Consider the following 23832-nt stretch of genomic DNA (forward strand, 5'->3'; position numbering starts at 1 on the left):
CCGTCAAGTCGCTGGGATAGCGGAGGCCGCGCCGCTCATAGACCCGCCGGTTCTCCTTCGTCCACATGCTGCCCCCCCGATTCGTCTGGAGAGCTATGGAATCACAACTGATTCATCGGACTCAAGAACCTTCCGGACGGACTCTAAGCCCTATGCACAGTTGTCCAGTAGCCATAAAGTCTATATGGCTATTTTTTGGAAGCATTCAAAGCAGGTTGGCCCCGTCACGGGCACAACGGCCGGAGTCCACTTGATGAACGCATTTGCCAATTTGCGGCTGTCCAGTCGCTTCATGATCATAGTCGGCATGATCGTCAGCGCCCTGATTGCGACCTTCGTGGTCACCGTCGCCCGGTTTGAAAGATCTGAAATGGAGCGGCAATTGCGCCAGCTCTCCGTCAACGAGGTGACGTCGCTTCACGCCTTTATCGTCAACGTGATGGCGAAGCGCCCGGAGGACGGCGACAATATCGGCATCAGTGTCTTCAACAACTGGTTCGGCAGCCGCAACAGCGACTATCCCGGCAAGGTGTGGAGCGCTTGGAGCGCTCCGGTGACGGCCTATATGAAGGATATGGAACCCGGCAGGCCCCCCAAGCTGGCCCAAGACGAGGTCGATCGCGAGGCCTTCGAGTCGAAGGTTCCGGTGGCGCGCCTGACGGACGGATCCTTCCGCTACTCCCTGCCTATCGTTCTTGGCGTCACCGAAGGCGCCAAGGCAGAAGTTTGCCACAGCTGCCACGGCGCCATGGGTCTGAAGGACGGCGATGTCATCGCCGTGTTGTCATCGTCGCTGTCCACCAACGAGGCCGAAGCGCGACTGTCCAACGTATTGCTGTGGCTGAGTCTGGGCGGAATGGCAGCGACCATCTTGACGGTGCTCGCCGTTCGCATCGTCCTTAATCGCATTATCGCCAATCCTATCGGCGCCATGACGGGGTTCATGTCCGTCCTGGCGGATGGTAACTATGCCGCCGAGGTTCCCGAAGTGGAGCGCAAGGACGAGATCGGTGATATCGCCCGCGCAGTAAAGGTGTTTCGCGACGGCCTGATCCGGGCGGAGGAACTGACTAGGCTGCAAGAGCAAAACCAAGTCGTCAAGGATCGCCGCGCCCTTGTCATCGACGGCATCCTTGGGCAGTTCAATGTCGAGGTCGCCGAGATGCTGGATACCATGGCGGCTTCGGCGACGGAGTTGGAGGCCACCTCCCAGGGCATGTCTGAGACCGCCGAGAAAACCTCGCATCGGGCGACGACCGTGGCGGCGGCTGTGGAGGAAATGGCTGTCAATATGAGGACTGTCGCAGGGGCTGCCGATAATCTGGCCGGCTCGGTCGAGGCCATCAACCAACGGGTTTCCGATTCCGTTTATATGGTGGGATCGGCCAGGGAAAAGGTGCAACATGCCAATCTGATGGTTCGGGTCCTGTCGCAGGCGGTGCAAAAGATTGGTGATGTGGTCACTCTGATCAATGACATCGCCGCCCAGACCAATCTGTTGGCGCTCAATGCCACCATTGAGGCCGCCCGGGCAGGTGACGCTGGCAAGGGCTTCGCCGTGGTGGCCAACGAGGTCAAGACGCTGGCGAACCAAACCGCGCGGGCCACCGACGAGATTTCCACCCAGATCGGCACCATCCAAAAGGGAACCCATGGCGCCGTCGCCGCCATTACCGATATCGGGGAGATCATGGAACAGATAAACGAATTATCGGCCGCCATTGCCGCCTCGGTGTCTGAGCAGGACGCCGCAACCGCCGAGATCGCAAACAATGTCGGCCAAGTCTCGCAGGCCACCGACGAAGTCAGCTCAAACGTGGTTGGGGTCAATCAGGCGGCGATGGAGACTGGCCATGCCGCCTCCGACGTGTACGATACCGCCCATACCGTCGCCGAGAGGGCCGCGACTTTACGCCTTCAGGTGGATACCTTCCTCACCAATATCCGTGCGGCCTGATCGCGGGAGAGTAGAGTCATGCAGTTTACCACCAAGCGCGATGGCAACCGGATCGACGTCGCAGTGTCCGGCAGGCTGACCTTCGCCGACGCAGCGACGTTTCCCCAGTTCGTCGATCAGGTCACCAAGGGGGTCGGCATCTGCGACTTTGATCTCCGAGAACTCAGCTTCATCGACTCCACCGGAATGAGCCTATTCGTCCACGTCTATGACGCGGCGCAAGTATCCGGCCTTAAGATCGTGGTCAGAAACGCCACCGGGCCGGTGTCAGACACACTGCGCAAGGCCCGTTTCGACACGCTGTTCGAATTCAAGTGAGCCGCACGACGGGGCCGCAGGAGTTCGCCGCCTTCGACGGCGGCAAGGTCGAGGACCTGCGGCAGTCCCTGGAGACGCCGACCGGCGTTTGGATCGACATTGCCTCTACCGGGCATGGGGCGTTTCAAATACCGCCTGATGCCGACCTCGTGTTACGGATTTCCACCGCTGCGGCCATACGTCTCGATGTGGCCGATGCGGTGGCGTGGACCGTGATGGAACGTTTCCATCATCTTCAGCCCCTTGAATCCGAGATTCGCTGCGCCCTTCAAGAATCCGTGGGCAACGCGGTCATCCATGGAAATCTTGCCCTGGACGGATCGTTGCGCGCCACCTTGGAGGGATTGCGGATCTTTTCCGCCACCATGGAACAGCGCCAATCCGATCCAGCCTTTGCAGGCTTGCCCATCACCATCTGCGCCAGGGCGCGCCAAGACGGCATCGACATTTCCGTCGAGGACATGGGCGGCGGATTCACGCCGCCGAACATCCAAGCGGACTCGATCCCCGCAGTCGCGGCCAGTGGGCACGGCCTTACCATCATCCACCGCTGCTGCGCCCAGCTTCGCTTCGATAGCGGCGGCCGGTGTATCATCATGGGATTCCGGCTTTAGCCGGATATCCAGACTGCCGTCAGATCGTCATTGAAGCTCCAACCGCCGTTGCGCAGCGCCTGCACTTCCGCCTCCAGGTCGCCAGCGCAACGCTCGCTCAAAAGCCTGACGCCTTCCTCGCCCAGCAACTCGCCGTTTGGACCGGCAGCCTCGCTCAATCCGTCGCTATACAGAAAGACGGCATCGCCAGGGCGAAACGGAATCTCAATGCCGCGATAGGAAGCCGCCGCCACAAGGGCAAGCGGGTGAGAATGCTCTGTGATCAGACCGGCGGCTCCATCCACGCCCACATGGATCGGCGACGGAGCCCCGGCGCAAGCAATGGTGACCTTGCGCTCCGCCATGTCGAAGACGGCGCATGTCATGGTAGCAAGTTGGCCGCGCTGCAACACCGCCAACAACCTCTTGTTCATGCGGTCCAGCACGGCGGCCGGATCGATGGCCCTGCCGTCCTTTTTCTTCCGCATCATCAGATGCAGGCGGAAAGTATTGATGGCGGCGGGCACGCCGTGGCCGGTGAAGTCGGCCAGATAGACCCCGAAGCGATCATGGTCGATGGGGATCACGTCCCACAGATCGCCGCCGACCTCATCGGAACTTTGAAACAGCGATGCCAGCTTTACGCCGTAGATGCCTTCGATTTCGGCGATGCGATCCGGCTTGGGAAGCAAGGCCTGCTGCATGGATTGGGCGGCGGCGATATCGCGGCTCATGCGGTCTTGATATTGCCGCAAACTGGTAAGCTGCATTTGCGACCGCAAATGAACCGATGCCCGCGCCATGAATTCCCGCCGGTCGATGGGCTTGGTCACATAATCGGAAGCCCCGGCGTCGAAAGCCCGCGCCCGCTCGTTGGCATCATGCAGGGCGGTGGCGACCAAGACGGGTATCTCGCCATGGACGGGATCGGCGCGTAGGTGAGCCAAAAACTCAAACCCGTCCATGCGCGGCATCATGATGTCCAAGATGATGAGATCCGGCGGTGCCTTCGCCAGTTTGTCCAGACCGTCGATGCCATCCACCGCCTCCTCGATCCGGCCGACGCTCATGGCTTCGAGCATGGCAAAAATCAGTTGACGGTTGGTTGCATTGTCCTCGACCACCAGCACATGGCATCGGGCGAATTCGATGGCGGCATGATGCTGCGTCATGGGACCTCCTTCATGGGCTATTATGCACGAGGCTGATCAGACGGCTACATCCGTGCTTCATTATTGGATCATTCAGGGGCAAAGCGCGGACAATGGAAGAGCAGGCGGTGTCATCTGTTCCAGTTTGGCAATCGCGGCCAGAATGGCACCCCGATTCCGACGGTCTTTCATCCATCGCGGCATTCGGCTGATCAAGGCCTTGTCCTGCCAAATCACCAGGCTTCTGGGGGGACGCGTTCTGGGCGGCGTTCCCGAAGGCCGGCTGCGATGAATGCCTTCAGATACAGAAGGTGCTCCAAATGTTAGGCCCACAACGTCTCCCCACAACATGGCGTTCTCAGCCAATGCTCGACAGGCTTCCACGCCGGAAGGGACCAGGAAATACGGGACGCCGAAAAATCAATTCCGGGAATTCGGTTGGTAAGGGCGGGATCACCCTCGGGGTTCGGGGCGCATCCCATGCTCCGGCAGTGCCCGCACATCAGACAGGCCCAGTTCGCCTCCCGTCTCCAGCCCTGTTGTATAGCGCGATTCCTCGCGCAGGATCTTGTTCAAGGCCAGGGTCAATTGCCGCTGCGTCATCCGTGTTTCCCTTCTATTGGCCAAGGATCACTTCGACCCGGCCATTCTGTTTCGCGTCCGCTGAAAGCGGTCGCGAGCGACCGAAGGTGATGGTGGATAGCCGGGATGGCTCGATGCCATGGGCCGCCATGTAAGCCAGCGCGCCGTTCGCCCGTTTGTCGCCCAGGGCAAGATTGTATTCATCGCTGCCGGGATCGTCGGAATGACCGGCAAGCCGTGCCTGGCGCTCGGGATGCGCCTTGAGCCAGGTGATCAGCGGATCAAGCTTGGCCCTGGCCCCCTTGCCCAGATTGGAGGAGCCGACCGCAAACGGGATGATTCCGCCACCATTGGCGAAAGGCCCCACCGCCGTATTCTCCCGCATGGCACTGTCCAAAGCCTGTTTCCGGATGGTGCTGCCGGTGTCGAGGTTGAACCTGTCATCCATGGCGCCGGAAGAAACCTCGGCGACACATGGCTCCGGACAATCCGGCCTGGCCTGGGCACGGGCGGGAAACCCGGCCACAACAAAAATCGCTAGGATGAAAAGGCGCGAGATCATGGCGCCTTTTCACAGTTCATGTGGCTGAAGGCCACACTGCCGTCGGCAAGGAAGTTTCCGACTGTCGCGGCTTTTCTACCGGGATGAATGGTGACCAGCCTGTCCACCCGACCATCACTTCGTCCCAACTCGGGCTTGGCGTCGAAGGCAAACGATACTCCGCCATCCTCGGCGCCTACCATTGCAACCCGCGCGCCGTAGCATCCCTCGCCAGCGCAGTATTTGATCTTCTTGCGGCTGAAATCGACGGTCAGGTTCGCGTACAGACGCTGCCCCTCACAGCGCCCTGTGCGGCACTCGAATCCTCCGGCCGATTGGCAGGACAGGATGTCCGCGGCCCCGGCAGGCCACGCCGCTACGGTCAACGCCATTACGAGAAGCATGCGATACCGCAACATCATCGCTTTCCTCCCGAGCGAACCCGGATGAACGGTTGAGACAATTCTCCATAATTACGTCCTTTTCATGGATGTCAGGCGACAACCTTGAGGTATCCGTCAAAATGGCCCCCGCTCCTGGCGGAGAGAAACTTCAGGATCGCCCGTTCAAATAATACCCACAATATTTCCTTTATTATTTCCTCATGATGGCATTCACTGTCTGGGCGCGCATCACCGAATTTCAAAAATGAGGCACCATATGCGGCTGATTTATCTGACAGCCACGTGGCTGGTCGTGACCGTTTCCCTCGCCCAGGCGGGACAGGCTACGGGCACGGCGCACAGCGAGCCTGATGCCTGTCTGCGTGCCAACGCTGCCGCGATTCTCGATATGGAGATCCCCCCCACGGAAATTGCGTGCAAAGGATCCAAGAGGCCTGACTGCGATGACTACGTCGAACTTGAGGAGTTCTATACAATAGAGAGCTGCTCATGTGCCGACCGTACTTCTGCATCTCTCGGTCACCGAAATTATGACAAGAGTAAAGCCGATTCAGACAGGTGGATTTGCGCAGTAAACTACCATAAAACTCCGGGGAAATGGTGAGGCGTGCCGGCGGTCAGCCTCTTGGCTGGGGAGGGGGTGATATGCTCAAGGTCGCCATGGTGTTGGCATCGTTCCTGGTCCTGGCTTGCGCCGGTCCGGCATTGGCTGCGGAGCTGGTGCCGCAATGGACGGCCATCGGCAAATTACCCAAGGCCGAACGGGCGTTGGCGCGGCGTGTCGTCGCCGAGAAGACCGGTGACGATCAGGATTCCGACAGCGACGAGATGAACAAATTCGTTCGGAATGAGGCAAGGGGGGGCTATCTGAGTCCCGGTACTGGGGGCGGTCTCTTTCTGGTCCGAATGCCGTCCTTTTCCAATTGCGGCGAGATCACGCTATCCATTTTCGGACCACCCGGCCAAAGTGGAAAACGCCCGGTTCTCATGGATCAGGAATGCCTTTCCGGGGTTCGCTTCGTCGTGTCCGCCAAGGGCGATCTGCCGGACATCATTGCGACCATCGGCGAGTTCGCCGACCTCATTTACCGGTGGAATGGCACGAAATGGCGGGCGGAGGAGACCATCGAAGGTCCTGCCCTACGCCAACCGGCGAATGGCAATGGCCGGAATTTACGGACGTTGGCAGGGATGCATGATCTATTGTCCGCACTCCAGGCTACCGGGATACGCGCGCGGTTGAAGACGGGCCTGGGTGTCCATTACCCGATTCTGCTGCGCAATCTTTCTGTCCGTGGCCCTCTGGTCTTCAATGACGGCTGTCTGATCGCCGAAGGACTGGCCCCCCATAGCGGGGGAAGCGAGGAAGCCGTCCTGGCCATCTGTTCCAACGGCGCGCTCTACGTCGCTCTTCTGACGAATGACTCGGTGCTCGTCCATTCCCCGGTCTCGGGAATGGTTGGTCTTCCGGCCGCCATGCGGCCCACCATCGAACATTGGTCCGATGGCCGACCGACCCGGTGGATCGGGGCAAAGTAGATGACATCGAGGGTCATGTTCCCTCCACAACCCGCCGGTCAGGGCGGGTCATCCGCCAGAACACATAGCTGTTCAGCCCACCCAGCAGGCCGAAAATCCCTGAGAGAATTGTCCAGCTGGGAAGTTGATCGATAAAATAGTCGGTAGCCGTCTCGAACGTTTCGCCGGAAAACAGGAACAAGGATGTCGGGACGACGGACCCGAGGATGAATCCGGCAGCCACGTATCCGGTCGATGTCCTGACACTCGCCTTGACCATAAGGACGTGGCAGGGAATTCCGAAGGCCAGTGCCACCGAATAACTGACGATGGCGCCAATTCCCGCCGACAGCAAGGCGGCGGACAGCGATATCGGGGCGATCAGAACGAAGACCGCCACGACCGCCGCGATCGGTGACACGGCAAAGGCAATGACGGTTCTGCGGTTCATTTCTAGCTGAGTCATGGCCGTCCGTGCCGCAAGGATGTCCGTGACCAAGCAGCAGACGGCAAGCGCGGCGTTCCAGGCCAATTTGGCTGCGGCATATCCATCAATTACGGATCTTTTCCAGATTTATCCCCCTTCATGCCTGGAAGCATTGATCCTGCGGACCAAATCCCTCCATCATGCCACCATGATTTGGCGCACATGATCTCTTGTTGATCAAGCAGGAGCGGCCGTCGGCATAAGGATGGGGGACAATAATGACCGCGGGTGTGCCTATCGGCAGAGAAGAGCGATCACGGGGCCTGCGCATCGGCTTTCTTGCGGCACTGACAATATTGGCATTGGGGGGCGTCTCCCGAGCGGCGATGGCTGGATGTGCCGAACTGCTGAGAGTCGAACACGAGGATTCGAATAAGGCTCCCGCCCTCACCCTGAGTGATTGCCATGTGTCCGCCCAGTTCGAAGGGCTCGGCCCGACGGCGCGGGTGATCCTGCGACTGAAGGAGCCTGCGGCCAAAGCCTGGCGTACCGTCCTGGCGCCCAAGGGGAAGTTGGCGACCGCCCTCACGGGAGGAAAGCTGGTCCTTCGGCCAAACGCGGGCAGCCTTCCCAAAGCGCCCCTGCTGCCGTCCCATTCGGCAGGAAACAACAGCAATCATGCCTGGCACTGGGATGCATCCTCGGCCACCCTGCACATTGATCCTGCGGATCCCACCCTTGGCACTGCCGACGCTCGCTGCCCGACGCCAGAGCGGGGAGGGCCGATCTTCTGGCTGGATACCTTGGAGGTTGCCCCCGGCGCTCTGATCACGCCAAGCGCCTATTGGACGCCCCGTCCCGGCATCTATGACCCTATCGCGCAGGCCTGCCTGACCGGCTGGAGTCTCAGCGAAGGAGCCCGGGCGGTGATGCATGCCGGCCTTGGCCTGGTTATCACGGCGCCGGATGCGCCTGAGGGAGCGATATTTGATATCAGCGCACGGGTCGCAGGCCATTCGCAGCACATCACGGTCCGTGGAGCCGTGCGGGTGACCGATCCCGCCCGCCATCCGCTCGCTGGAACCTGGTCCGAGACCCAGGAGAAATTGTGCAGCGGCGGCGATTGGCGAAAGCCGGCAGAGCCCATCGGCGAACTGGTCTTCAAGGCGAACGGGGCCTTCACCCTGGCCCGCGTGCCCTTCGAGAGCTACTTCGATTATTGGGGAACCTATCGCCACGCGCCTGCCTCAGGAGCACTCACGCTGAATATCACTGGCGGAAACAGGATTCCATCGGAACGGTCGGCGAAGGGCAGGGGCCGTATCATGCCGTCCGGCGAATTGCTGCTGGAAGGTCTGCCGCCATGGAGTGCCGAGGCCGGTGGGGCGGTGTGTTCGCGCCTATTTCGACGGCATTAGTTCTGGGTGTTGCGCTTGGGGTCTGAATATAGCGTCGACCCGCTACCCCAACGCTCCTGCCGGCTTTGCGTTCGTGTTGCACGGCACGAGGCATGGCTGATATAGCTGGCCTTCCACGAGATCGATACGCTTGGCAGGCAAAATCCGTCTCTGATCGCGCTAGGTTTAGGGGCATCGCCGAGGCATGGCATCTTTTGGAAGCCGCGCTGATATGCGTTTGGCCGGGGCGCTGGTGCTTCTGGCGTTCGTGCTCTGCCATTTGATCAACCACATGCTGGCCCTGGTCTCGTTGGATATGGCCATCGCGGGGCACGATGTGCTGATGGAGCCCTGGGAGAGTGCATTCGGCACCGGTCTGCTGCTTGCCGCCGGCATCACGCACTATGCCAACGCCCTGTGGGCGGTGTATCGGCGACGGACCCTGCGCATGGGCACGGCCGAAGCCTGGCAGCTTGGGTTGGGACTGACCATTCCCTTCCTGATGATGATTCATCTAAGCGGGACCAGGCTTGGCGAGGTCTTTCTCGATCTTGATCCTGGCTATCCCTCTGTCCTGCTGAACCAATGGGTGTTCAGTCCCTGGAAGGGGGCGATCCAGGGCGCCTTGGTCCTGGTGGTCTGGGGGCATGCCTGCTCCGGCCTACACCTCCGTTACTCGGCGCGGGATTGGTACATTCGGTCTCAAGCTTGGCTTCTGGCCCTGGCCGTGGTCATTCCCACCCTGTCGCTGGCGGGATGGGTGGCGGGCGGCAGCCATGTCATTCGAGCGGCTGCCGATCCCGCCTGGGTCGGCACTGTCCTGGCCGATGCGCATTCCGGCCCGCAGACCCAGGCGCAGGTTATGAGGCTGGCGCTGAACGGTGTCGGCTTGCATCTGCTGCTGATCGCCTTGCCTTTCGTCTTCCGGAGCGTGCGGGGTTTGCGCGGCGGCAAGCGTCCGCAGCTGACCCATTCCAGCGGCCGGGTGGTGCGGATGGCGCCGGGATCGAGCGTCCTCGAAGCGCTTCAGGATCACGGCATCCCCCATGCGTCGGCCTGTGGCGGCAAGGGGCGTTGCACCACCTGCCGGGTGAGGATTCGCGGCGGCCTCGCCCAATTGCCGCCGCCCAGCCTGCTGGAAGGCGCGGCGCTGGCCCGCATCGAGGCGCCGGCTGAAGTCCGCCTGGCCTGCCAGTTGAGGCCCGAACACGATCTCAGCATCATGCCCTTGCTGCCATCCGACGCGGTGGCCGCCGATGGCCGCTTGCATGGCGGGCTGGATGGGCGCGAGCGTCATGTCGTCGTGATGTTCATCGATCTGCGCGGCTCGACCACCTTGGGCGAAGCCAAGATGCCTTTCGACATGCTGTTCATCCTGCACCGCTTCTTCCAGCAGATGACCCGCGCCCTGACCCTGACGGGCGGGCATTATTCCAACTTCACCGGTGACGGACTGATGGCGCTTTACGGGCTGAAGGGAAGCGATTCCCGCAAGGCGGTGACGGCGGCCCTGGCCGGCGCCCGCGAGATGACCGCCAGCCTGGAGCGGCTGAATTCAGAACTGGCGGCCGAGTTGCCCGTTCCGCTGCGCATGGGCATCGGCATCCATTACGGCGAGGCCATCGTCGGGACCATGGGGCCGCCCGGCGCGCAGATCATCAGCGCCATCGGCGACACCATCAACACCGCCGCCCGGCTGGAAGGGCTGACCAAGGAGCATGATTGCCCGCTGGTCCTGTCGGCGGCGGCTGCCGAGGCCGGCGGCCAGGCCTTTCCCGGCGTGCCCCGCCATCAGGTGATGGTGAAAGGCCGGATCGAGCCGGTGGAGTTCCTGGCCTTCGCCGATGTGCCCATGGGGCAGGTTAGCGCCTGACCGCGTTCCGCCGCCGTCCAGGCCGCCCCGTCAGCTGCGCAATCCCGGGGCCTCGTGCCCGGTGCGGGCGACGTATTCGGTGTAGCCGCCGCTATATTGGTGGATTCCGTCCGGGGTCAGTTCCAGCACCCGGTTGGACAGCCGGGCCAGGAAATGACGGTCGTGCGACACGAACAGCATGGTGCCCTCATAGGCTTCCAGCGCCTGGATCAGCATCTGCTTGGTGTCGAGGTCAAGGTGGTTGGTCGGCTCGTCCAGCACCAGGAAGTTGGGCGGATTGAATAGCATGATGGCCATCACCAGCCGGGCCTTCTCGCCGCCCGACAGCACCCGGCACTTCTTTTCCACGTCGTCGCCGGAAAAGCCGAAGCAGCCGGCCAGAGCCCGAAGGGAGCCCTGGTTGGCCTGGGGGAACGTGCTTTCCAATTGCTCGAAGATGGTGGCGTCGCCATCCAGCAATTCCATGGCGTGCTGCGAGAAATAGCCCATCTTGACGCTGGCCCCGACGGTGACGGTGCCGGAATCGGGATCGGCGCCGCCGGCCACCAGCTTCAGCAGCGTCGACTTGCCGGCGCCGTTGACGCCCATGACGCACCAGCGTTCCTTGCGGCGGATGGTCAGGTCCAGCCCCTGATAGATGGCTTTGCTGCCATAACCCTTGTGGACGTTCTTCAACACCGCGACATCCTCGCCCGAGCGGGGCGGGGTGGGGAAGTCGAAGGCGACGACGTGGCGGCGCTTGGGCGGCTCGAAGCGTTCGATCTTGTCGAGCTTCTTGACCCGGCTTTGCACCTGGGCGGCGTGCGAGGCGCGCGCCTTGAAACGCTCGATGAACTTGATTTCCTTGGCCAGCATGGCCTGCTGGCGTTCGAACTGGGCCTGCTGCTGCTTCTCGTTCAAGGCCCGCTGGCGTTCAAAGAAGGAATAGTCGCCGGCATAGGAATTGAGCGAGCCGCCATCGATCTCGATGATCTTGTTGACGATGCGGTTCATGAACTCGCGATCGTGCGAGGTCATCAGAAGCGCGCCCTCATAATTCTTCAGGAACTGTTCCAGCCAGATCAGGCTTTCAAGGTCCAGGTGGTTGCTGGGTTCGTCCAGCAGCATGGCGTCGGGGCGCATCAACAAGATGCGGGCCAGGGCCACGCGCATCTTCCAGCCGCCCGACAGGGCGCCGACATCGCCGTCCATCATCTCCTGGCTGAAGCTTAGGCCCGCCAGTACCTCGCGGGCGCGGCCGTCCAGTTCATAGCCGCCCAGTTCCTCGAAACGGGCCTGGACCTCGCCATAGCGCTCGATGATGGAATCCATCCGGTCGGCCTGGTCGGGGTCGCACATTGCCGCTTCCAGGGTGGCCATCTCGGCCGCCACCTGGCTCACCGGCCCGGCCCCGTCCATCACCTCGGCGACGGCGCTGCGGCCCTCCATCTCGCCGACATCCTGGTTGAAATAGCCGATTGTGACCTGCTTCTCGATGGACACCTGGCCGGCATCGGGCGGCTCTTCCCCGGTGATCATGCGGAAAAGCGTGGTCTTGCCGGCGCCGTTGGGGCCGACCAGGCCGACCTTTTCGCCCCGGTTGAGCGCCGCCGAGGCGTCAAGGAACAAGATGCGGTGACTGTTCTGCTTGCTGATGCTTTCGAAACGGATCATGTGCGGCTGGGTTCCTTGGGGCTCGGTCGGCCTCCTTATGCCACAGCTTCGCGAATGCGAAAGCGTCTTGATCGGTTGGGCTCAATAATGGGGCGGCGGCCGGTCGTCCTGGGGCGAGCGCTCGATTCCGGCCTCGACCGCCTGCAGCCGTTCCAGCAGGCGGCGCACCAGCAGGTTCAGCCGGTCGATCTCGTCATGCTGGCGGGCCAGGACATCGGACATTTCCTCGGCCTGGCGTTCGTGATGGGCGGCGCGCATTTCCAGATCGGTCAGGCGGGCAAGGGTTTCGTCGTCCATGAAATCTCCTGTGGGGCTGGCGCCTATCCTAATGGCCTTTCCTGGTGGGCGCATCGTCCTTACGCTACTTCTCTTCGCCCCCCCATCGCGCTATGCTGGCGGGCGGTTGTTGCCGGGGGGAACATGATCGGCCTGCCTGTCGAGCCACGCGAGCGGTGTCGGTACCGTTTCCCGAAAGGGGGGCGGTCGGCATGAACGTGCGCCCCGGGCACATCTCGACCATGGTCGTTGGCTTCGCGCTGGTGGTGCTGGCCCTGGCGGTCCTGGCCCTGCTGCCGCATTTCGTCCCTGGATTTTCGCCCCCGCCTTGGTTGGCGGGGCTGGTCGCGGTGGGGGCGTGGCTGGCGCTGATCGGAATCCACGAAATGGCGCAATCGGGCTTGCGCGAGCGCCGCTCGTTGCGAAGCTGCCTGGAAGCGGTGGCGCATGGTCAGGCGGTGCCGCCGACCCTGGTCCAGCATTTCGACAAGCAAAAAGGCGAGCTGGCCGACATGGCGCGGTTGATTGGCGAGATCGCCGACAAGCGGGTGATTGCCGGCGCCAAGCCCGATCAGCGCCTGGCGGCGGTGTTGCGCGCCTTGCATGACGGCGTGGTGGTGGTGACCGAAACCGGACTGATCAGTCTGATCAACGGCCCGGCCAAGGCCATGTTGGGGGGCGAGCGCGCCGCCGTCGGCGGCTCGATCTTCGCCAGCGTCGATCGCGAAAGCCTGGTGGCCGCCACCGCGCGCGCCCAGCGGACCGGCGGCAAGCCGATCGAGGCGGGGCTGGCACTGCTGGACGGCACCGTCCATTCGGTGCAAGTGCTGGATTTCGGCGAACATCGCGGCGCCGTCATCACCATTCCCTCGGAAGAGCTGCATGCGACAGGCGAGGTCGAACTGGCGCTTGATCTGCACGATGCGCCCCCGGTCGCCGCCTCCCCGGTCGACGACACCTTGCTGGCCGAGTTGCCGGTCCTGGTGCTGGACACCGAGACCACCGGCCTGGATGCGGCCCGCGATTCCATCGTGTCGGTGGGCGCGGTGCGTTGTCACGGCACCCGGATCTATCGCTCGACCGTGCTGGATCTGCTGGTCGATCCCGGACGGCGCATTCCGGCCCGCGCGATCGCCGTCCACGGCATCGACGACGCGATGGTGACCGGCAAGCCTTCGATCGCGCAGGTGTTTCCCGACATTCTGGCGATGATGGCCGGCACGGTGATGGTCGGCCACAATATCGGCTTCGATCTGGCGCTGTTGCACAACGCGGCGGTGCGAACCGGGCAGGCATGGGTGCCGCCGCCGCGTCTCGACATCTTGCTGCTGGCGGCCGCCCTCAATCCTGACGAGACGGCGTTGGAACTGGACCATCAGGCGGCGCGCCTGGGCATCAACATCAGCGGCCGCCACACCGCGCTGGGTGACGCGTTGGTCACGGCGGAAATCTGGGTTCGTCTGGTGCCGCAACTGGAACGGCAGGGCATCAAGACGCTGGGGGCGGCGCGGGCCTTTTCCCGCCAGGCCCGCCAGCAGATGGAACGCCATCGCGAAATGGGATGGGACGAAGACAGCCAAATGGGGGGGAATGCGCGATGAGTGGCGAAACCGGGTTGGAACGTTTGGACAGCTTCGCCTATCGCCATCGTGTCGCCGAGGTGATGGGAACGCCTTTGGCTACCGCGCGCCCGGGTGCGACCATCGCCGAGGCCTCGCGCACCATGGCCGCCAAGGGCATCAGCTCGCTGGTGGTGGTCGATGAACGCGGCCGCCCGGTCGGCATCATCACCGAGCGCGACGTCTTGAAGGCGGTCGCCACCCACCGCCGCGAGGTCGCCGACGTGCCGTTGGGCACCATCATGTCCAGCCCGGTCGCCACCATCCGTTCCGACGCCTTCTCGTATGTCGCCATGGGGCGCATGGACCGGCTGCGGGTCCGCCATCTGGTGGCGGTCGATGAACATGGCATCGGCGTCGGCATGGTCACCGTGCGCGGCTTGATGAAGATGCGCTCGTCCTATGCCTTGCTGGTCGGCGACGAGGTCGATGCCGCCACCAATCCCCAGGACATGCTGGCGGCCAAGATGAAGCTGCCGCGCCTGGCTGGCGAACTGCTGGCCGAACGGGTCGAGGCGCTGGGGGTGGCCCGGGTGCTGACCTCGGTGTTGCGGGCGCTGACCGAGCGGGCCGCCCGCATGGCCGAGCAGAGCATGATCGAAAAGGGCTGGGGGGCGGCACCGGCGCCGTGGAGCCTGTTGCTGCTGGGCTCGGGCGGGCGCCGCGAAAGCCTGTTCGGCGCCGACCAGGACAATGCCATCGTCCATGCCGGCAGCCGCGACGACGATCCGTGGTTCGCCGAACTGGGCAAGCGCATCTGCGACACGCTGGATGCCGCCGGGGTGCCGTTCTGCAACGGCGGGGTGATGGCCTGCAACGGCGAATGGCGTCATAACCAGGCCGGCTGGGAGGAACGCATCACCCAGTGGATCCGCGAGGCCGACGGCAAGGAATTGCTGAACGTCCACATCTTCGTCGATTTCCGCCCGGTCTATGGCGACATCGACCTTGCGACCCGGCTGCGGGCCTATCTGCGCGACCAGGCGGCCAAGTCGCCGCGCTTTCTGCATGCCATGGCCCAGGCCGCCGGTGACATCAAGGCGCCGTTGGGGGTGCTGGGCCAGTTCATCACCAAGGACGGCCGCCTGGACCTCAAGATGAGCGGATTGCTGCCGCTGACCTCGGCGGCCCGCATCCTGGCCTTGAAGCATGGCATCGAGGCCACCGGCACCGGCGAGCGCCTGCGCGCCCTGGCCGAGGGCGGCCACATGTCGGCCGTCGAGGCTGCGTCGCTGCAGGCCAACCACGAGTTGATGGTCCGCATCCTGCTGGAACAGCAGCAGGCCGACCTGGCCGCCGGCATCCCCACCTCGAACCGCATCGATCCCAAGCGGCTGGCCCCGGACGATCGTGATCGCCTGAAGCAGACCTTCAAGACCATCAACGCCTTGAACTGGGTGATGAAGAACGCCTTATCCTCGGTGTAGGAGGCTTGTCGCCATGACCACCCGGCAATGGATCGCGGCAGTTAGCGCCGCCATCGCCCTGGGGGGCTATCTGGCAAGCGCGCTGGTGGTGCGCTGGTCCTTGCTGGCAGCCGGAATCGATGACGAGGCCCTGCTGACCGGCGGCACGGTCAAGGCCGGGGCCGCCGGGTTGGCGCTCGCCCTGGCCCTGCTGGGTCTTTTCCTGCTGGTGGATCGCTGGCTGATCGCCCCGGCCGAGGCCCTGGGCCGCCAGGTCCGGCGCCAGGCGCAATCCAAGCTGGGCGAACATCCGGTCGAAGTGCCGCAAGGTCATCGACTGGGCCCCTTGCCCCAGGCGGTGGTCGCATTGACCGACCAGTTGCGACTGGCCCGGCGCGACATGGTGCGCGCCATGGAGACGGCCACCGCCGAAGTGGCGCGGCAGAAGGAATGGCTGGAAGCCATCTTGCTGGATTTCTCGGACGGGGTGGTGGTGTGCGACCCCCAGCATCGGGTGCTGTTGTACAACCAGGCCGCCGTCCGGCTGCTGCCATCGGTCCAGGCGCTGGGGTTGGGCCGGCCCCTGTTCTCGTGCCTGACCCGCGAGCCGATCCTGCACGCGCTTGAGCGGCTGGAATATCGTCGCGCCGAAGGCGGCGGCGCCGCCGAACTGGTGGCCCCCTTCGTGTGCGCCACCATGGATTCCAGCACCATGCTGCATGGGCGGATGGCGTTGATCCTGGGGCCAGTGCGCGAGGTCGACGGCTATGCCATCACCCTGACCGACATCCGCTCGGAAATCGCCGGCCTGACCCGGATGACCAATCTGCGCCGGGCGCTCGGCTACGGCCTGCGCGGACCGGCGGCCTCGTTGCGGGCGGCGGCCGAGACCCTGGCCGGGTTTCCCGACATGGAGGCTGTCCAGCGCCGGGCCTTCGAGCAGGTCATCGTCGCCGAGGCGACCGAGATCGCCCGCCAGATCGACACCCTGTCGGGCGAGTATCGCGGCCACGAATTGCTGCGCTGGCCGATGGGCGACATCCATTCCGCCGACCTGGCCGCCTGCGTCGGCCGTGCTTTGGCCGAGGACGGTCCGGCCACCCTGACCCTGGTCGGCATCCCGCAATGGCTGCGCGGCGATTCGTTTTCGCTGCTGCTGTTGCTGAAGACCGTGCTGGGCCATGTCCATCGCCTGAACGGCGCCACCGCCTTCGATCTGGAGACCCGGACCACCGAACGCCAGGTCTATGTCGATGTGTCGTGGACCGGCCCGGCGGTGCCGTCGGCGGTGATCGAATCGTGGCAGGACGACCAACTCGACGCCGTCCATACCGGCCTGACCATCCGCGACGTGCTGGAACGGCATGGCACCGACCTGTGGTGCCTGGACCAGGCGGGCGGGCGGGCCTTGTTGCGCCTGCCCTTGCCGCTGCCGGCGGCCGAGCCGCTGAAAGGGCCGTCGCGTCCGTTGCCGCCACGGCCGGAATTCTATGACTTCAGTCCGGTCACCCGGTCCGAGGCGCCGGCATCCATCGCCGACCGCCGCTTGCGCGATTTGGACTATGTGGTGTTCGACACCGAGACCACCGGCCTGCGCCCGACCGATGGCGACGAAATCATCTCGTTGGCCGGGGTGCGGGTGGTCAACCAGCGCATCCTTTCGGCCGAACGGTTCGAGCGGCTGGTCAACCCGAAGCGCAAGATTCCACGCGGATCGATCCGCTTCCACGGCATCACCGACGACATGGTCGCGGACAAGCCACCCATCGAGGTGGTGTTGCCCCAATTCAAGGCCTTTGTCGGTGACGCTGTCCTGGTCGCCCATAATGCCGCCTTCGACCTCAAGTTCCTGCGAATGAAGGAAGCGGCGTCCCAGGTGTCCTTTTCCAATCCGGCCATCGATACGCTGCTGCTGTCGGTGTTGATCGACAGGGAAGAGGAATTCCATTCCCTGGATAGCGTCCTCGATCGTTTTTCCATTCCTGCCCCCAATCGGCACACTGCCCTGGGTGATGCGCTGGCGACTGCCGAACTGTTCATCCGGCTGGTCGATCGTTTGGACTCCATTGGTATTCGCACACTACGCGAATCCATGTCTGCTTCGAACATGGCTGCCGAGATGCGCCAAGTGCAAAAGCACTTTTAAGCATACTTTTTGTATGCCTTAAAAGAGTAAGCAAACCTGACCAAACGCAAGCACTTGCGCGATGTATATGGCTCATATACATTTGCACGCGCAGTTGATCATGCTTTAAGTGCAAAATAAGAAAATGTAATAACTACTGCAATGCAGCATTTGCACTGCAATAACTACCGCCCATTCGGGTGGGTTAAACCTTCGGTGTAGGGGTTTGTACGCATATGGAGTTTGCACTTACTTTGACGCACGAGTTGGTCAAGTTCGCGGGGCTTCTGCTGATCGGCCAGTTTCTCGTCTATGTCATGAGTTTCGGGCGGCACGACACCAATCCCGTCTACAAGGCGATGCGCTTCCTGACCTCGCCGGTGGTCAAGTCGGTGCGCCGCATCACCCCGGCCAAGATCGCCGACCGCCATGTGCCGTTCGTGTCGTTCCTGCTGCTGTTCTGGGCCTGGGTCTTGTTGATCGTCGTGCGCCTGGATATGGCGCAGGGGAGTGTCTGAGCATGAGTCTCGAATCGTGGTACTGCCGGAAAATGGCCATCTTGTGCCTGTACGCCAAGCGCGAGGACCAGGCCATCCATTACTGGGAACGCGCCCGCGCCATCGAGCCCGATGATGCCCGATTGGTGTCGTCGATCGCCCACGCCCACGCCGCCCGTGGACGGCGTGACGTGGCGATCGCCTATCTCAACAAGGCGGTCGAGATGGATTCCAGCCAGCCGGGGACCTGGTTCAACCTGGGCTACCTGCTGCAGGAAGCCGGCCAGGAGGCCGAATCCCTTGTCGCGCTGCGCCGTGCCACCGAACTGGACCCCAAGCTGGACCGGGCCTGGTACGGCCTGGCCCTGTCGCTGATCAAGCTGGGGCAGGTCGATGAGGCGGTGACAGCCCTGAAACGAAATACCGAACTGCAGCCGATGAGCCCGTACGGCTGGTACCAGTTGGCCCATGCCTATTTGCGCCTGGATCAGCGCGACAAGGCGGAACGGGTCATTCTGCGGCTCGCGAAATTTGAACCCAAGGTTGCCCTTCAGTTGGAGCAAGAGACGGGCATCCCATCGGGGGTCAAACTGCCCTTTTAGCGGGGCCAATAACATAAACCATCAACCATAGTGACCCGGTCAATGTCGGGATATGGGGAGGAAGCATGCAGCTCACGCAAAAACATGAAGAGTACTGGCACAAGAATCTAAAGATCACGGCAGTCTTGCTTGGCCTTTGGTTCTTCGTGACTTTCGTCATCGCCTGGTTCGCTCGCGAACTGAACTTCAACTTCTTGGGTTGGCCATTCAGTTTCTGGGTCGGCGCTCAGGGTGCGCTGATCGTCTATGTCTGGATCATTTGGTACTATGCCAAGTACATGAATAATCTGGATCAGGAATATGGGGTCGAGGAGGGAGAAGACTAATGGCTGGTATTCCAGGCGATGCGCCCTCCGCGGCGCCCACCCAATCCATCAAAAGCTTTCAGTCCCAGCTGACCAAGGTCTACGGTTTCTATACCGGCGGCTTCATCGGCTTCGTGATTTTACTGGCGATCGCCGAGGCCATGGGTATGCCCAGGGCATGGATCGGCTATTCGTTCCTGGTCATGACGGTGCTGCTCTATGCCGGTATCGGCATCATGAGCCGCACCAGCGATGCCGATGAATATTACGTCGCCGGCCGCCGCGTGCCGGCGGTGTTCAACGGCATGGCCACCGGTGCCGACTGGATGAGCGCGGCCTCGTTCATCGGTATGGCCGGCACCCTTTACCTGACCGGCTATTCCGGCCTGGCCTTCATCATGGGCTGGACCGGTGGTTACTGCCTGGTGGCGCTGTTCCTGGCGCCCTACCTGCGCAAGTTCGGTCAGTTCACCATCCCCGACTTCCTGGGCGCCCGCTTCGGTGGTCACGGCCCACGGTTCGTCGGCATCGTCATCGCCATTCTGTGCTCGTTCACCTATGTCGTGGCGCAGATCTACGGTGTCGGTCTGATCACCACCCGCTTGTCCGGCGTCGATTTCACGCTGGGCATCTTCGTCGGTCTGGGCGGTATTCTGGTCTGCTCGTTCCTTGGCGGCATGCGTGCCGTCACCTGGACCCAGGTGGCCCAGTATGTCATCTTGATCATCGCCTACATGGTTCCGGTAGTGTGGCTGTCGGTCAAGCAGACCGGCGTGCCGATTCCGCAGGCGGTGTACGGCTTCCAGTTGGCCAAGGTCACCGAGCTTGAAGTCAAGCTCAACGCCGACCCCAAGGAACTGGAGGTTCGCGGCATCTTCAAGAAGCGGGCCGACGACGCCAAGGCCAAGTTGGCCGACATTCCGAAGTCCCTGGCCACCGGCAAGGCCGCCCTGGAACAGGGTGTTGCCGATGCCAAGGCGTCGGGTGACGCAGCTGCGGTGACCAAGGCGGAAGAGGCCTTGGCCAAGTTCCCGAAGGACGAGGCTTCGGCCAAGGCCGCCTGGAGCAAGGAAGCCGCCGTGGCCGCCCGTGCCAACCCGATCGCCGCCCACGGCGAGGCCTTCGCCGCCAAGGACGAGGCCGCGCGGGCCATCGCCAAGAAGAACTTCCTGGCGCTGATCTTGTGCTTGATGGTCGGCACTGCCGCCCTGCCGCACATCCTGATGCGCTATTACACCACGCCGTCGGTCCGCGCCGCCCGCGCCTCGGTGACGTGGTCGCTGTTCTTCATCTTCCTTTTGTACTTCACTGCCCCGGCCCTGGCCGTGCTGGTGAAATACGTGGTCTATCATGACGTGGTCGGCACGGCCTTTACCGCCTTGCCGGCATGGGTCGCCAACTGGGCGGCGGTTGATCCGGCCTTGTTGTCGATTTCCGATGTTAACAAGGACGGTATTTTGCAGTTGGCGGAAATCGCCATCGGCGGCGACATCGTGGTGCTGGCCACCCCGGAAATCGCCGGTCTGCCCTATGTCGTGTCGGGCCTGGTGGCCGCCGGCGGTCTTGCCGCCGCGCTGTCCACCGCCGACGGTCTGCTGCTGACCATCGCCAACGCGTTGAGCCACGATCTGTACTACAAGATGATCGATCCCAACGCCCCGGTGGCCCGTCGCGTCATGCTGTCCAAGACCCTGCTGCTGGTCGTCGCCGTCATGGCGGCCCTGGTGGCGGCGCAGAAGCCTGCCGACATCTTGTTCCTGGTGTCTGCGGCCTTCTCGTTGGCGGCTGCCGGCTTCTTCCCGGCTTTGACCCTGGGTATTTTCTGGCGGCGTGCCACCGGCATTGCCGCCACCCTGGGCATGAGCGCCGGTGTCGGCATCACCTTCTACTACATGGCCACCACCCAGCCGTGGCTGCGCGAGATGTTCTTCGGAATTCCCCGCGCCGTTCCGGCCAATCTGTGGTGGGACATCAACCCGATCTCGGCCGGTATCTTCGGTATCCCGCTGGGCTTCGTGGTGATCATCCTGGTGTCCATGGTGACCAAGGCGCCGTCTGAAGAAGTTCAGCGTCTGGTCGATGACGTTCGCTATCCGAACCTGAAGCGGGCGTAAGGTAATCACCCCACCCCATGGCGTAAGTGAAAGCCGCCATGGGGTGGGATTTTTTCCGCATTGGTGTAGGTTATTTGCAGTAGTTATTGGTTGGTGTATTTGTGTCAAACAGTAATTGACTCTGCCGTCATTTACGGGTTAGCATTCGCTTAGAGTCACTTCTTGGCCCCGCGTTTTTTGGCTGCGTGTTGTGGCGGCGCGGATTGTTCTTTAGCTGTGGCTTTGACCCCGCACCTTGAAAGCAGCCCCGGCCTTGTGCCGGGGCCTTTTTCAGTTCCACCGTCCGTCGTGGGTATGGTCGCCGATCACCTCGAGCAGCTGGCCGCGGACCGCGCCGGCGGCGGCCGAGAGCGGCCGGTCGGTGGCGTGGGCCAGCGAGATGACCCGCTCGATCTCGGGGCGTCGGATCAAGATGGTGTCCAGGCGCTCTGCCAGCGGGCCGTGGCGGGCGAAGCGCTGCGACAAGATGGTGTAGCCGACGCCGTCGGCCACCAGCGCCTTGATCTGGTCCAGCCCGTCCAGTTCGACCACCACGTTGGGTGGGCGGCGGCGGATGGTGGCGGCGCGTTCCAATTCCTCGCGCACGCCATGCGGGCGGCTGGGCATGATCAGTGGCAGATCCAGCACCCGATCCATCTCGATGGGGCGATGGGATGCCATGATCCCGGCGCCCTGCGGGCCGACCAGGCACAGGCTTTCGCGGACCAGGAACTCGGTGGCGAGGCCGGGCGGCGGCTGGGCGGCGAACATCACCGCCAGATCGACCGCGCCCGACAGCACCCATTCCTGCATGTGGCCGGACAAGGCCTCGACCACCTTCAGGCGGATGTCGGGGAAGCGCTCGCGCACCCGTTTGACCAGCGGCACCGTCAAGATGGTGCCCAGCGAGGTGGGGATGCCGATCACCGCCGGGCCGGCCGGCAGGGCCTGGCCGCCCCGCACCTCGTCGGCCAGGCTGGTCATCTGCTCCAACAAGGCCTGGGCGCGCCGCGCCAGCCGCAGGCCGCTTTCGGTCGGTACCACGCCACGGGTGGTCCGGTGCAGCAGGCGGCAGCCGAACTCGGCCTCCAGCCGCTTCAGGTGCAAACTCAGGGCCGGCTGGGCGACGTGCAGCATCTCGGCGGCCCGGGACAGCGAGCGGTGCTCGACGATGCCCAGGAAATAGCGCAGGTGGCGAAGGTCGGCCATTGCGATAGAAATCCGTTATGGCAGCGATAGAAAAGATATTTTTCCAAATATACCAGGCATGGGCCACCCTGTCTCGCACCACACCAAGGAGACCGCCGCCGTGCAAAGCTTTCGCTGGGACGACCCCTTCCTGCTTGATGCCCAATTAACCGAGGACGAGAAGCTGATCCGCGATTCGGCCCGATCCTATTGCCAGGACAAATTGCAGCCGCGCGTCATCGCCGCCTTCCGCGAGGAGCGCTTCGACCCGGACATCATGGCCGAGATGGGCGAGATGGGCCTGCTGGGTCCGACCATCCCGGAAGAATATGGCGGGCCGGGGGTCAACCACGTCGCCTATGGCCTGATCGCGCGCGAGGTCGAGCGGGTCGATAGCGGCTATCGCTCGGCCATGAGCGTGCAGTCGTCCCTGGTGATGCACCCGATCTACGCCTACGGCACCGAGGAGCAGAAAAAGACCTGGCTGCCCCGGCTGGCCACCGGCCGGGTGATCGGCTGCTTCGGCCTGACCGAGCCCGATGCCGGATCGGATCCGGGGTCGATGCGGACCCGGGCCAGGAAGGTCGATGGCGGCTATGTGCTGACCGGCACCAAGATGTGGATCACCAATTCCCCCATCGCCGACGTCGCCATCGTCTGGGCCAAGTCCGACGCCCATGACGGCAAGATCAAGGGCTTCATCGTCGAGCGCGGCGCCAAGGGCTTCTCGACCCCCAAGATCGAGGGCAAGATGAGCCTGCGCGCCTCGATCACCGGCGAGATCGTGCTGGACGAGGTGTTCGTTCCCGAAGATGCCCTGCTGCCCGGGGCCACCGGCCTGGCCGGGCCGTTCGGCTGTCTGAACAAGGCGCGCTATGGCATCGCCTGGGGGGTGGTCGGCGCCGCCGAATTCTGCTGGCACGCCGCCCGGCAATATACCCTGGACAGGAAGCAATTCGGCCGGCCCCTGGCCGCCAATCAATTGATCCAGTTCAAGCTGGCCAACATGCAGACCGAGATCACCCTGGCCCTGCAGGCGGCGCTACGGGTCGGACGGACCATGGATGACGGCAGCTGGGCCCCCGAGATGATCTCGCTGATCAAGCGCAACAATTGCATCAAGTCGCTGGACATCGCCCGCCTGGCCCGCGACATGCACGGCGGCAACGGCGTTTCCGACGAGTTCCAGGTGATCCGTCATATGGTAAACCTGGAGACGGTCAACACCTATGAAGGCACCCAGGATGTGCACGCCCTGATCCTGGGCCGTGCCCAGACCGGCATCCAGGCCTTTTCAGGGTAAGCGG

The 23832-nt window shown here is 63.1% G+C and carries 23 protein-coding genes; 15 read left to right on the plus strand and 8 right to left on the minus strand.

The features are described from left to right. The first annotated feature begins 253 nt into the window (after positions 1-253). Genes A6A05_RS11995 through A6A05_RS12005 form a run of 3 tightly spaced genes read left to right on the plus strand, consistent with a single transcriptional unit; the run spans position 254 to position 2889 of the window. Complete coding sequence (locus A6A05_RS11995) at positions 254-1957, plus strand: methyl-accepting chemotaxis protein (protein WP_068501201.1); 1704 nt, start codon at positions 254-256, stop codon at positions 1955-1957. 18 nt (positions 1958-1975) lie between these two features. Then, a complete protein-coding gene (locus tag A6A05_RS12000; protein WP_068501203.1) occupies positions 1976-2275 on the plus strand; it encodes an STAS domain-containing protein in 300 nt (99 codons plus the stop codon). Continuing rightward, a complete protein-coding gene (locus tag A6A05_RS12005) occupies positions 2272-2889 on the plus strand; it encodes an ATP-binding protein (protein WP_068501206.1) in 618 nt (205 codons plus the stop codon). The genes A6A05_RS12000 and A6A05_RS12005 overlap by 4 nt, the downstream gene beginning before the upstream one ends. Here A6A05_RS12005 and A6A05_RS12010 read toward each other — a convergent pair. The 4 genes from A6A05_RS12010 to A6A05_RS12020 all read right to left on the minus strand — a co-directional run bounded on the left by A6A05_RS12010 (position 2886) and on the right by A6A05_RS12020 (position 5564). After that, a complete protein-coding gene (locus A6A05_RS12010) occupies positions 2886-4040 on the minus strand; it encodes a PP2C family protein-serine/threonine phosphatase (protein WP_068501209.1) in 1155 nt (384 codons plus the stop codon). The genes A6A05_RS12005 and A6A05_RS12010 overlap by 4 nt on opposite strands. A gap of 432 nt (positions 4041-4472) precedes the next feature. Next, positions 4473-4622 (minus strand): hypothetical protein, encoded by a 150-nt coding sequence (locus tag A6A05_RS20880; RefSeq protein ID WP_156521030.1) that lies wholly within the window; start codon positions 4620-4622, stop codon positions 4473-4475. Positions 4623-4635: 13 nt separating this feature from the next. Next, on the minus strand, positions 4636-5163 hold the full coding sequence (locus tag A6A05_RS12015; protein ID WP_082910909.1) for an OmpA family protein: 528 nt from the start codon (positions 5161-5163) through the stop codon (positions 4636-4638). Then, positions 5160-5564, minus strand: coding sequence for a hypothetical protein (locus A6A05_RS12020; protein ID WP_068501215.1), 405 nt, complete (start codon positions 5562-5564; stop codon positions 5160-5162). Before A6A05_RS12020 ends, A6A05_RS12015 begins: the two co-directional genes overlap by 4 nt. Before the next feature lie 627 nt (positions 5565-6191). Between A6A05_RS12020 and A6A05_RS12025 the strand changes: the two genes are divergently transcribed. After that, positions 6192-7085, plus strand: coding sequence for a hypothetical protein (locus tag A6A05_RS12025; protein WP_156521031.1), 894 nt, complete (start codon positions 6192-6194; stop codon positions 7083-7085). A gap of 13 nt (positions 7086-7098) precedes the next feature. Here A6A05_RS12025 and A6A05_RS12030 read toward each other — a convergent pair whose 3' ends face one another. Continuing rightward, the gene (locus A6A05_RS12030; RefSeq protein WP_156521032.1) at positions 7099-7530 is read right to left on the minus strand and encodes a hypothetical protein; all 432 of its coding nucleotides are present in this window, start codon (positions 7528-7530) and stop codon (positions 7099-7101) included. Between the two features lie 25 nt (positions 7531-7555). Here A6A05_RS12030 and A6A05_RS21505 point away from each other — a divergent pair, with 25 nt between their 5' ends. From A6A05_RS21505 to A6A05_RS12040, 3 genes are all read left to right on the plus strand, one after another. Next, positions 7556-7717 carry a hypothetical protein gene (locus tag A6A05_RS21505; protein ID WP_156521033.1) on the plus strand — a complete coding sequence of 54 codons (162 nt, stop codon included), beginning with the start codon at positions 7556-7558 and terminating at the stop codon, positions 7715-7717. 52 nt (positions 7718-7769) lie between these two features. Further along, positions 7770-8909: a hypothetical protein gene (locus tag A6A05_RS12035; RefSeq protein ID WP_156521034.1), complete on the plus strand. Its 1140-nt coding sequence runs from the start codon at positions 7770-7772 to the stop codon at positions 8907-8909. Between the two features lie 211 nt (positions 8910-9120). After that, the gene (locus tag A6A05_RS12040; RefSeq protein WP_172822272.1) at positions 9121-10761 is read left to right on the plus strand and encodes an adenylate/guanylate cyclase domain-containing protein; all 1641 of its coding nucleotides are present in this window, start codon (positions 9121-9123) and stop codon (positions 10759-10761) included. Between the two features lie 30 nt (positions 10762-10791). Here the strand turns inward: A6A05_RS12040 and A6A05_RS12045 are convergent, their stop codons facing one another. Together A6A05_RS12045 and A6A05_RS12050 are read right to left on the minus strand one after the other, a co-directional pair. Then, the gene (locus tag A6A05_RS12045) at positions 10792-12414 is read right to left on the minus strand and encodes an ABC-F family ATP-binding cassette domain-containing protein (RefSeq protein WP_068501229.1); all 1623 of its coding nucleotides are present in this window, start codon (positions 12412-12414) and stop codon (positions 10792-10794) included. An 81-nt stretch (positions 12415-12495) separates the two neighbouring features. Then, positions 12496-12711 (minus strand): SlyX family protein, encoded by a 216-nt coding sequence (locus A6A05_RS12050; RefSeq protein ID WP_068501232.1) that lies wholly within the window; start codon positions 12709-12711, stop codon positions 12496-12498. A 191-nt stretch (positions 12712-12902) separates the two neighbouring features. Between A6A05_RS12050 and A6A05_RS12055 the strand changes: the two genes are divergently transcribed. The 7 genes from A6A05_RS12055 (at position 12903) to A6A05_RS12085 (ending at position 21358) form a co-directional block, all read left to right on the plus strand. Continuing rightward, complete coding sequence (locus tag A6A05_RS12055) at positions 12903-14291, plus strand: 3'-5' exonuclease (RefSeq protein ID WP_068501235.1); 1389 nt, start codon at positions 12903-12905, stop codon at positions 14289-14291. After that, positions 14288-15736 (plus strand): putative nucleotidyltransferase substrate binding domain-containing protein, encoded by a 1449-nt coding sequence (locus A6A05_RS12060; RefSeq protein WP_068501237.1) that lies wholly within the window; start codon positions 14288-14290, stop codon positions 15734-15736. The genes A6A05_RS12055 and A6A05_RS12060 overlap by 4 nt, the downstream gene beginning before the upstream one ends. A 13-nt stretch (positions 15737-15749) precedes the next feature. After that, complete coding sequence (locus tag A6A05_RS12065) at positions 15750-17861, plus strand: 3'-5' exonuclease (protein ID WP_068501240.1); 2112 nt, start codon at positions 15750-15752, stop codon at positions 17859-17861. Between the two features lie 215 nt (positions 17862-18076). After that, positions 18077-18358 carry a hypothetical protein gene (locus A6A05_RS12070; RefSeq protein WP_068501245.1) on the plus strand — a complete coding sequence of 94 codons (282 nt, stop codon included), beginning with the start codon at positions 18077-18079 and terminating at the stop codon, positions 18356-18358. A 2-nt stretch (positions 18359-18360) separates the two neighbouring features. Next, positions 18361-18939 (plus strand): tetratricopeptide repeat protein, encoded by a 579-nt coding sequence (locus tag A6A05_RS12075; protein WP_082910912.1) that lies wholly within the window; start codon positions 18361-18363, stop codon positions 18937-18939. A 65-nt stretch (positions 18940-19004) separates the two neighbouring features. After that, on the plus strand, positions 19005-19265 hold the full coding sequence (locus tag A6A05_RS12080; protein WP_068501251.1) for a DUF4212 domain-containing protein: 261 nt from the start codon (positions 19005-19007) through the stop codon (positions 19263-19265). Next, positions 19265-21358: a VC_2705 family sodium/solute symporter gene (locus tag A6A05_RS12085; RefSeq protein WP_068501253.1), complete on the plus strand. Its 2094-nt coding sequence runs from the start codon at positions 19265-19267 to the stop codon at positions 21356-21358. Before A6A05_RS12080 ends, A6A05_RS12085 begins: the two co-directional genes overlap by 1 nt. 270 nt (positions 21359-21628) lie before the next feature. Here A6A05_RS12085 and A6A05_RS12090 read toward each other — a convergent pair whose 3' ends face one another. Further along, positions 21629-22546, minus strand: coding sequence for a LysR family transcriptional regulator (locus tag A6A05_RS12090; RefSeq protein ID WP_068501256.1), 918 nt, complete (start codon positions 22544-22546; stop codon positions 21629-21631). 58 nt (positions 22547-22604) lie between these two features. Here A6A05_RS12090 and A6A05_RS12095 point away from each other — a divergent pair, with 58 nt between their 5' ends. Further along, positions 22605-23828 (plus strand): acyl-CoA dehydrogenase, encoded by a 1224-nt coding sequence (locus A6A05_RS12095; protein ID WP_245644283.1) that lies wholly within the window; start codon positions 22605-22607, stop codon positions 23826-23828. Positions 23829-23832: the final 4 nt, after the last annotated feature.

The sequence above is a fragment of the Magnetospirillum moscoviense genome, from assembly GCF_001650635.1.
GTDB lineage: Bacteria > Pseudomonadota > Alphaproteobacteria > Rhodospirillales > Magnetospirillaceae > Magnetospirillum > Magnetospirillum moscoviense.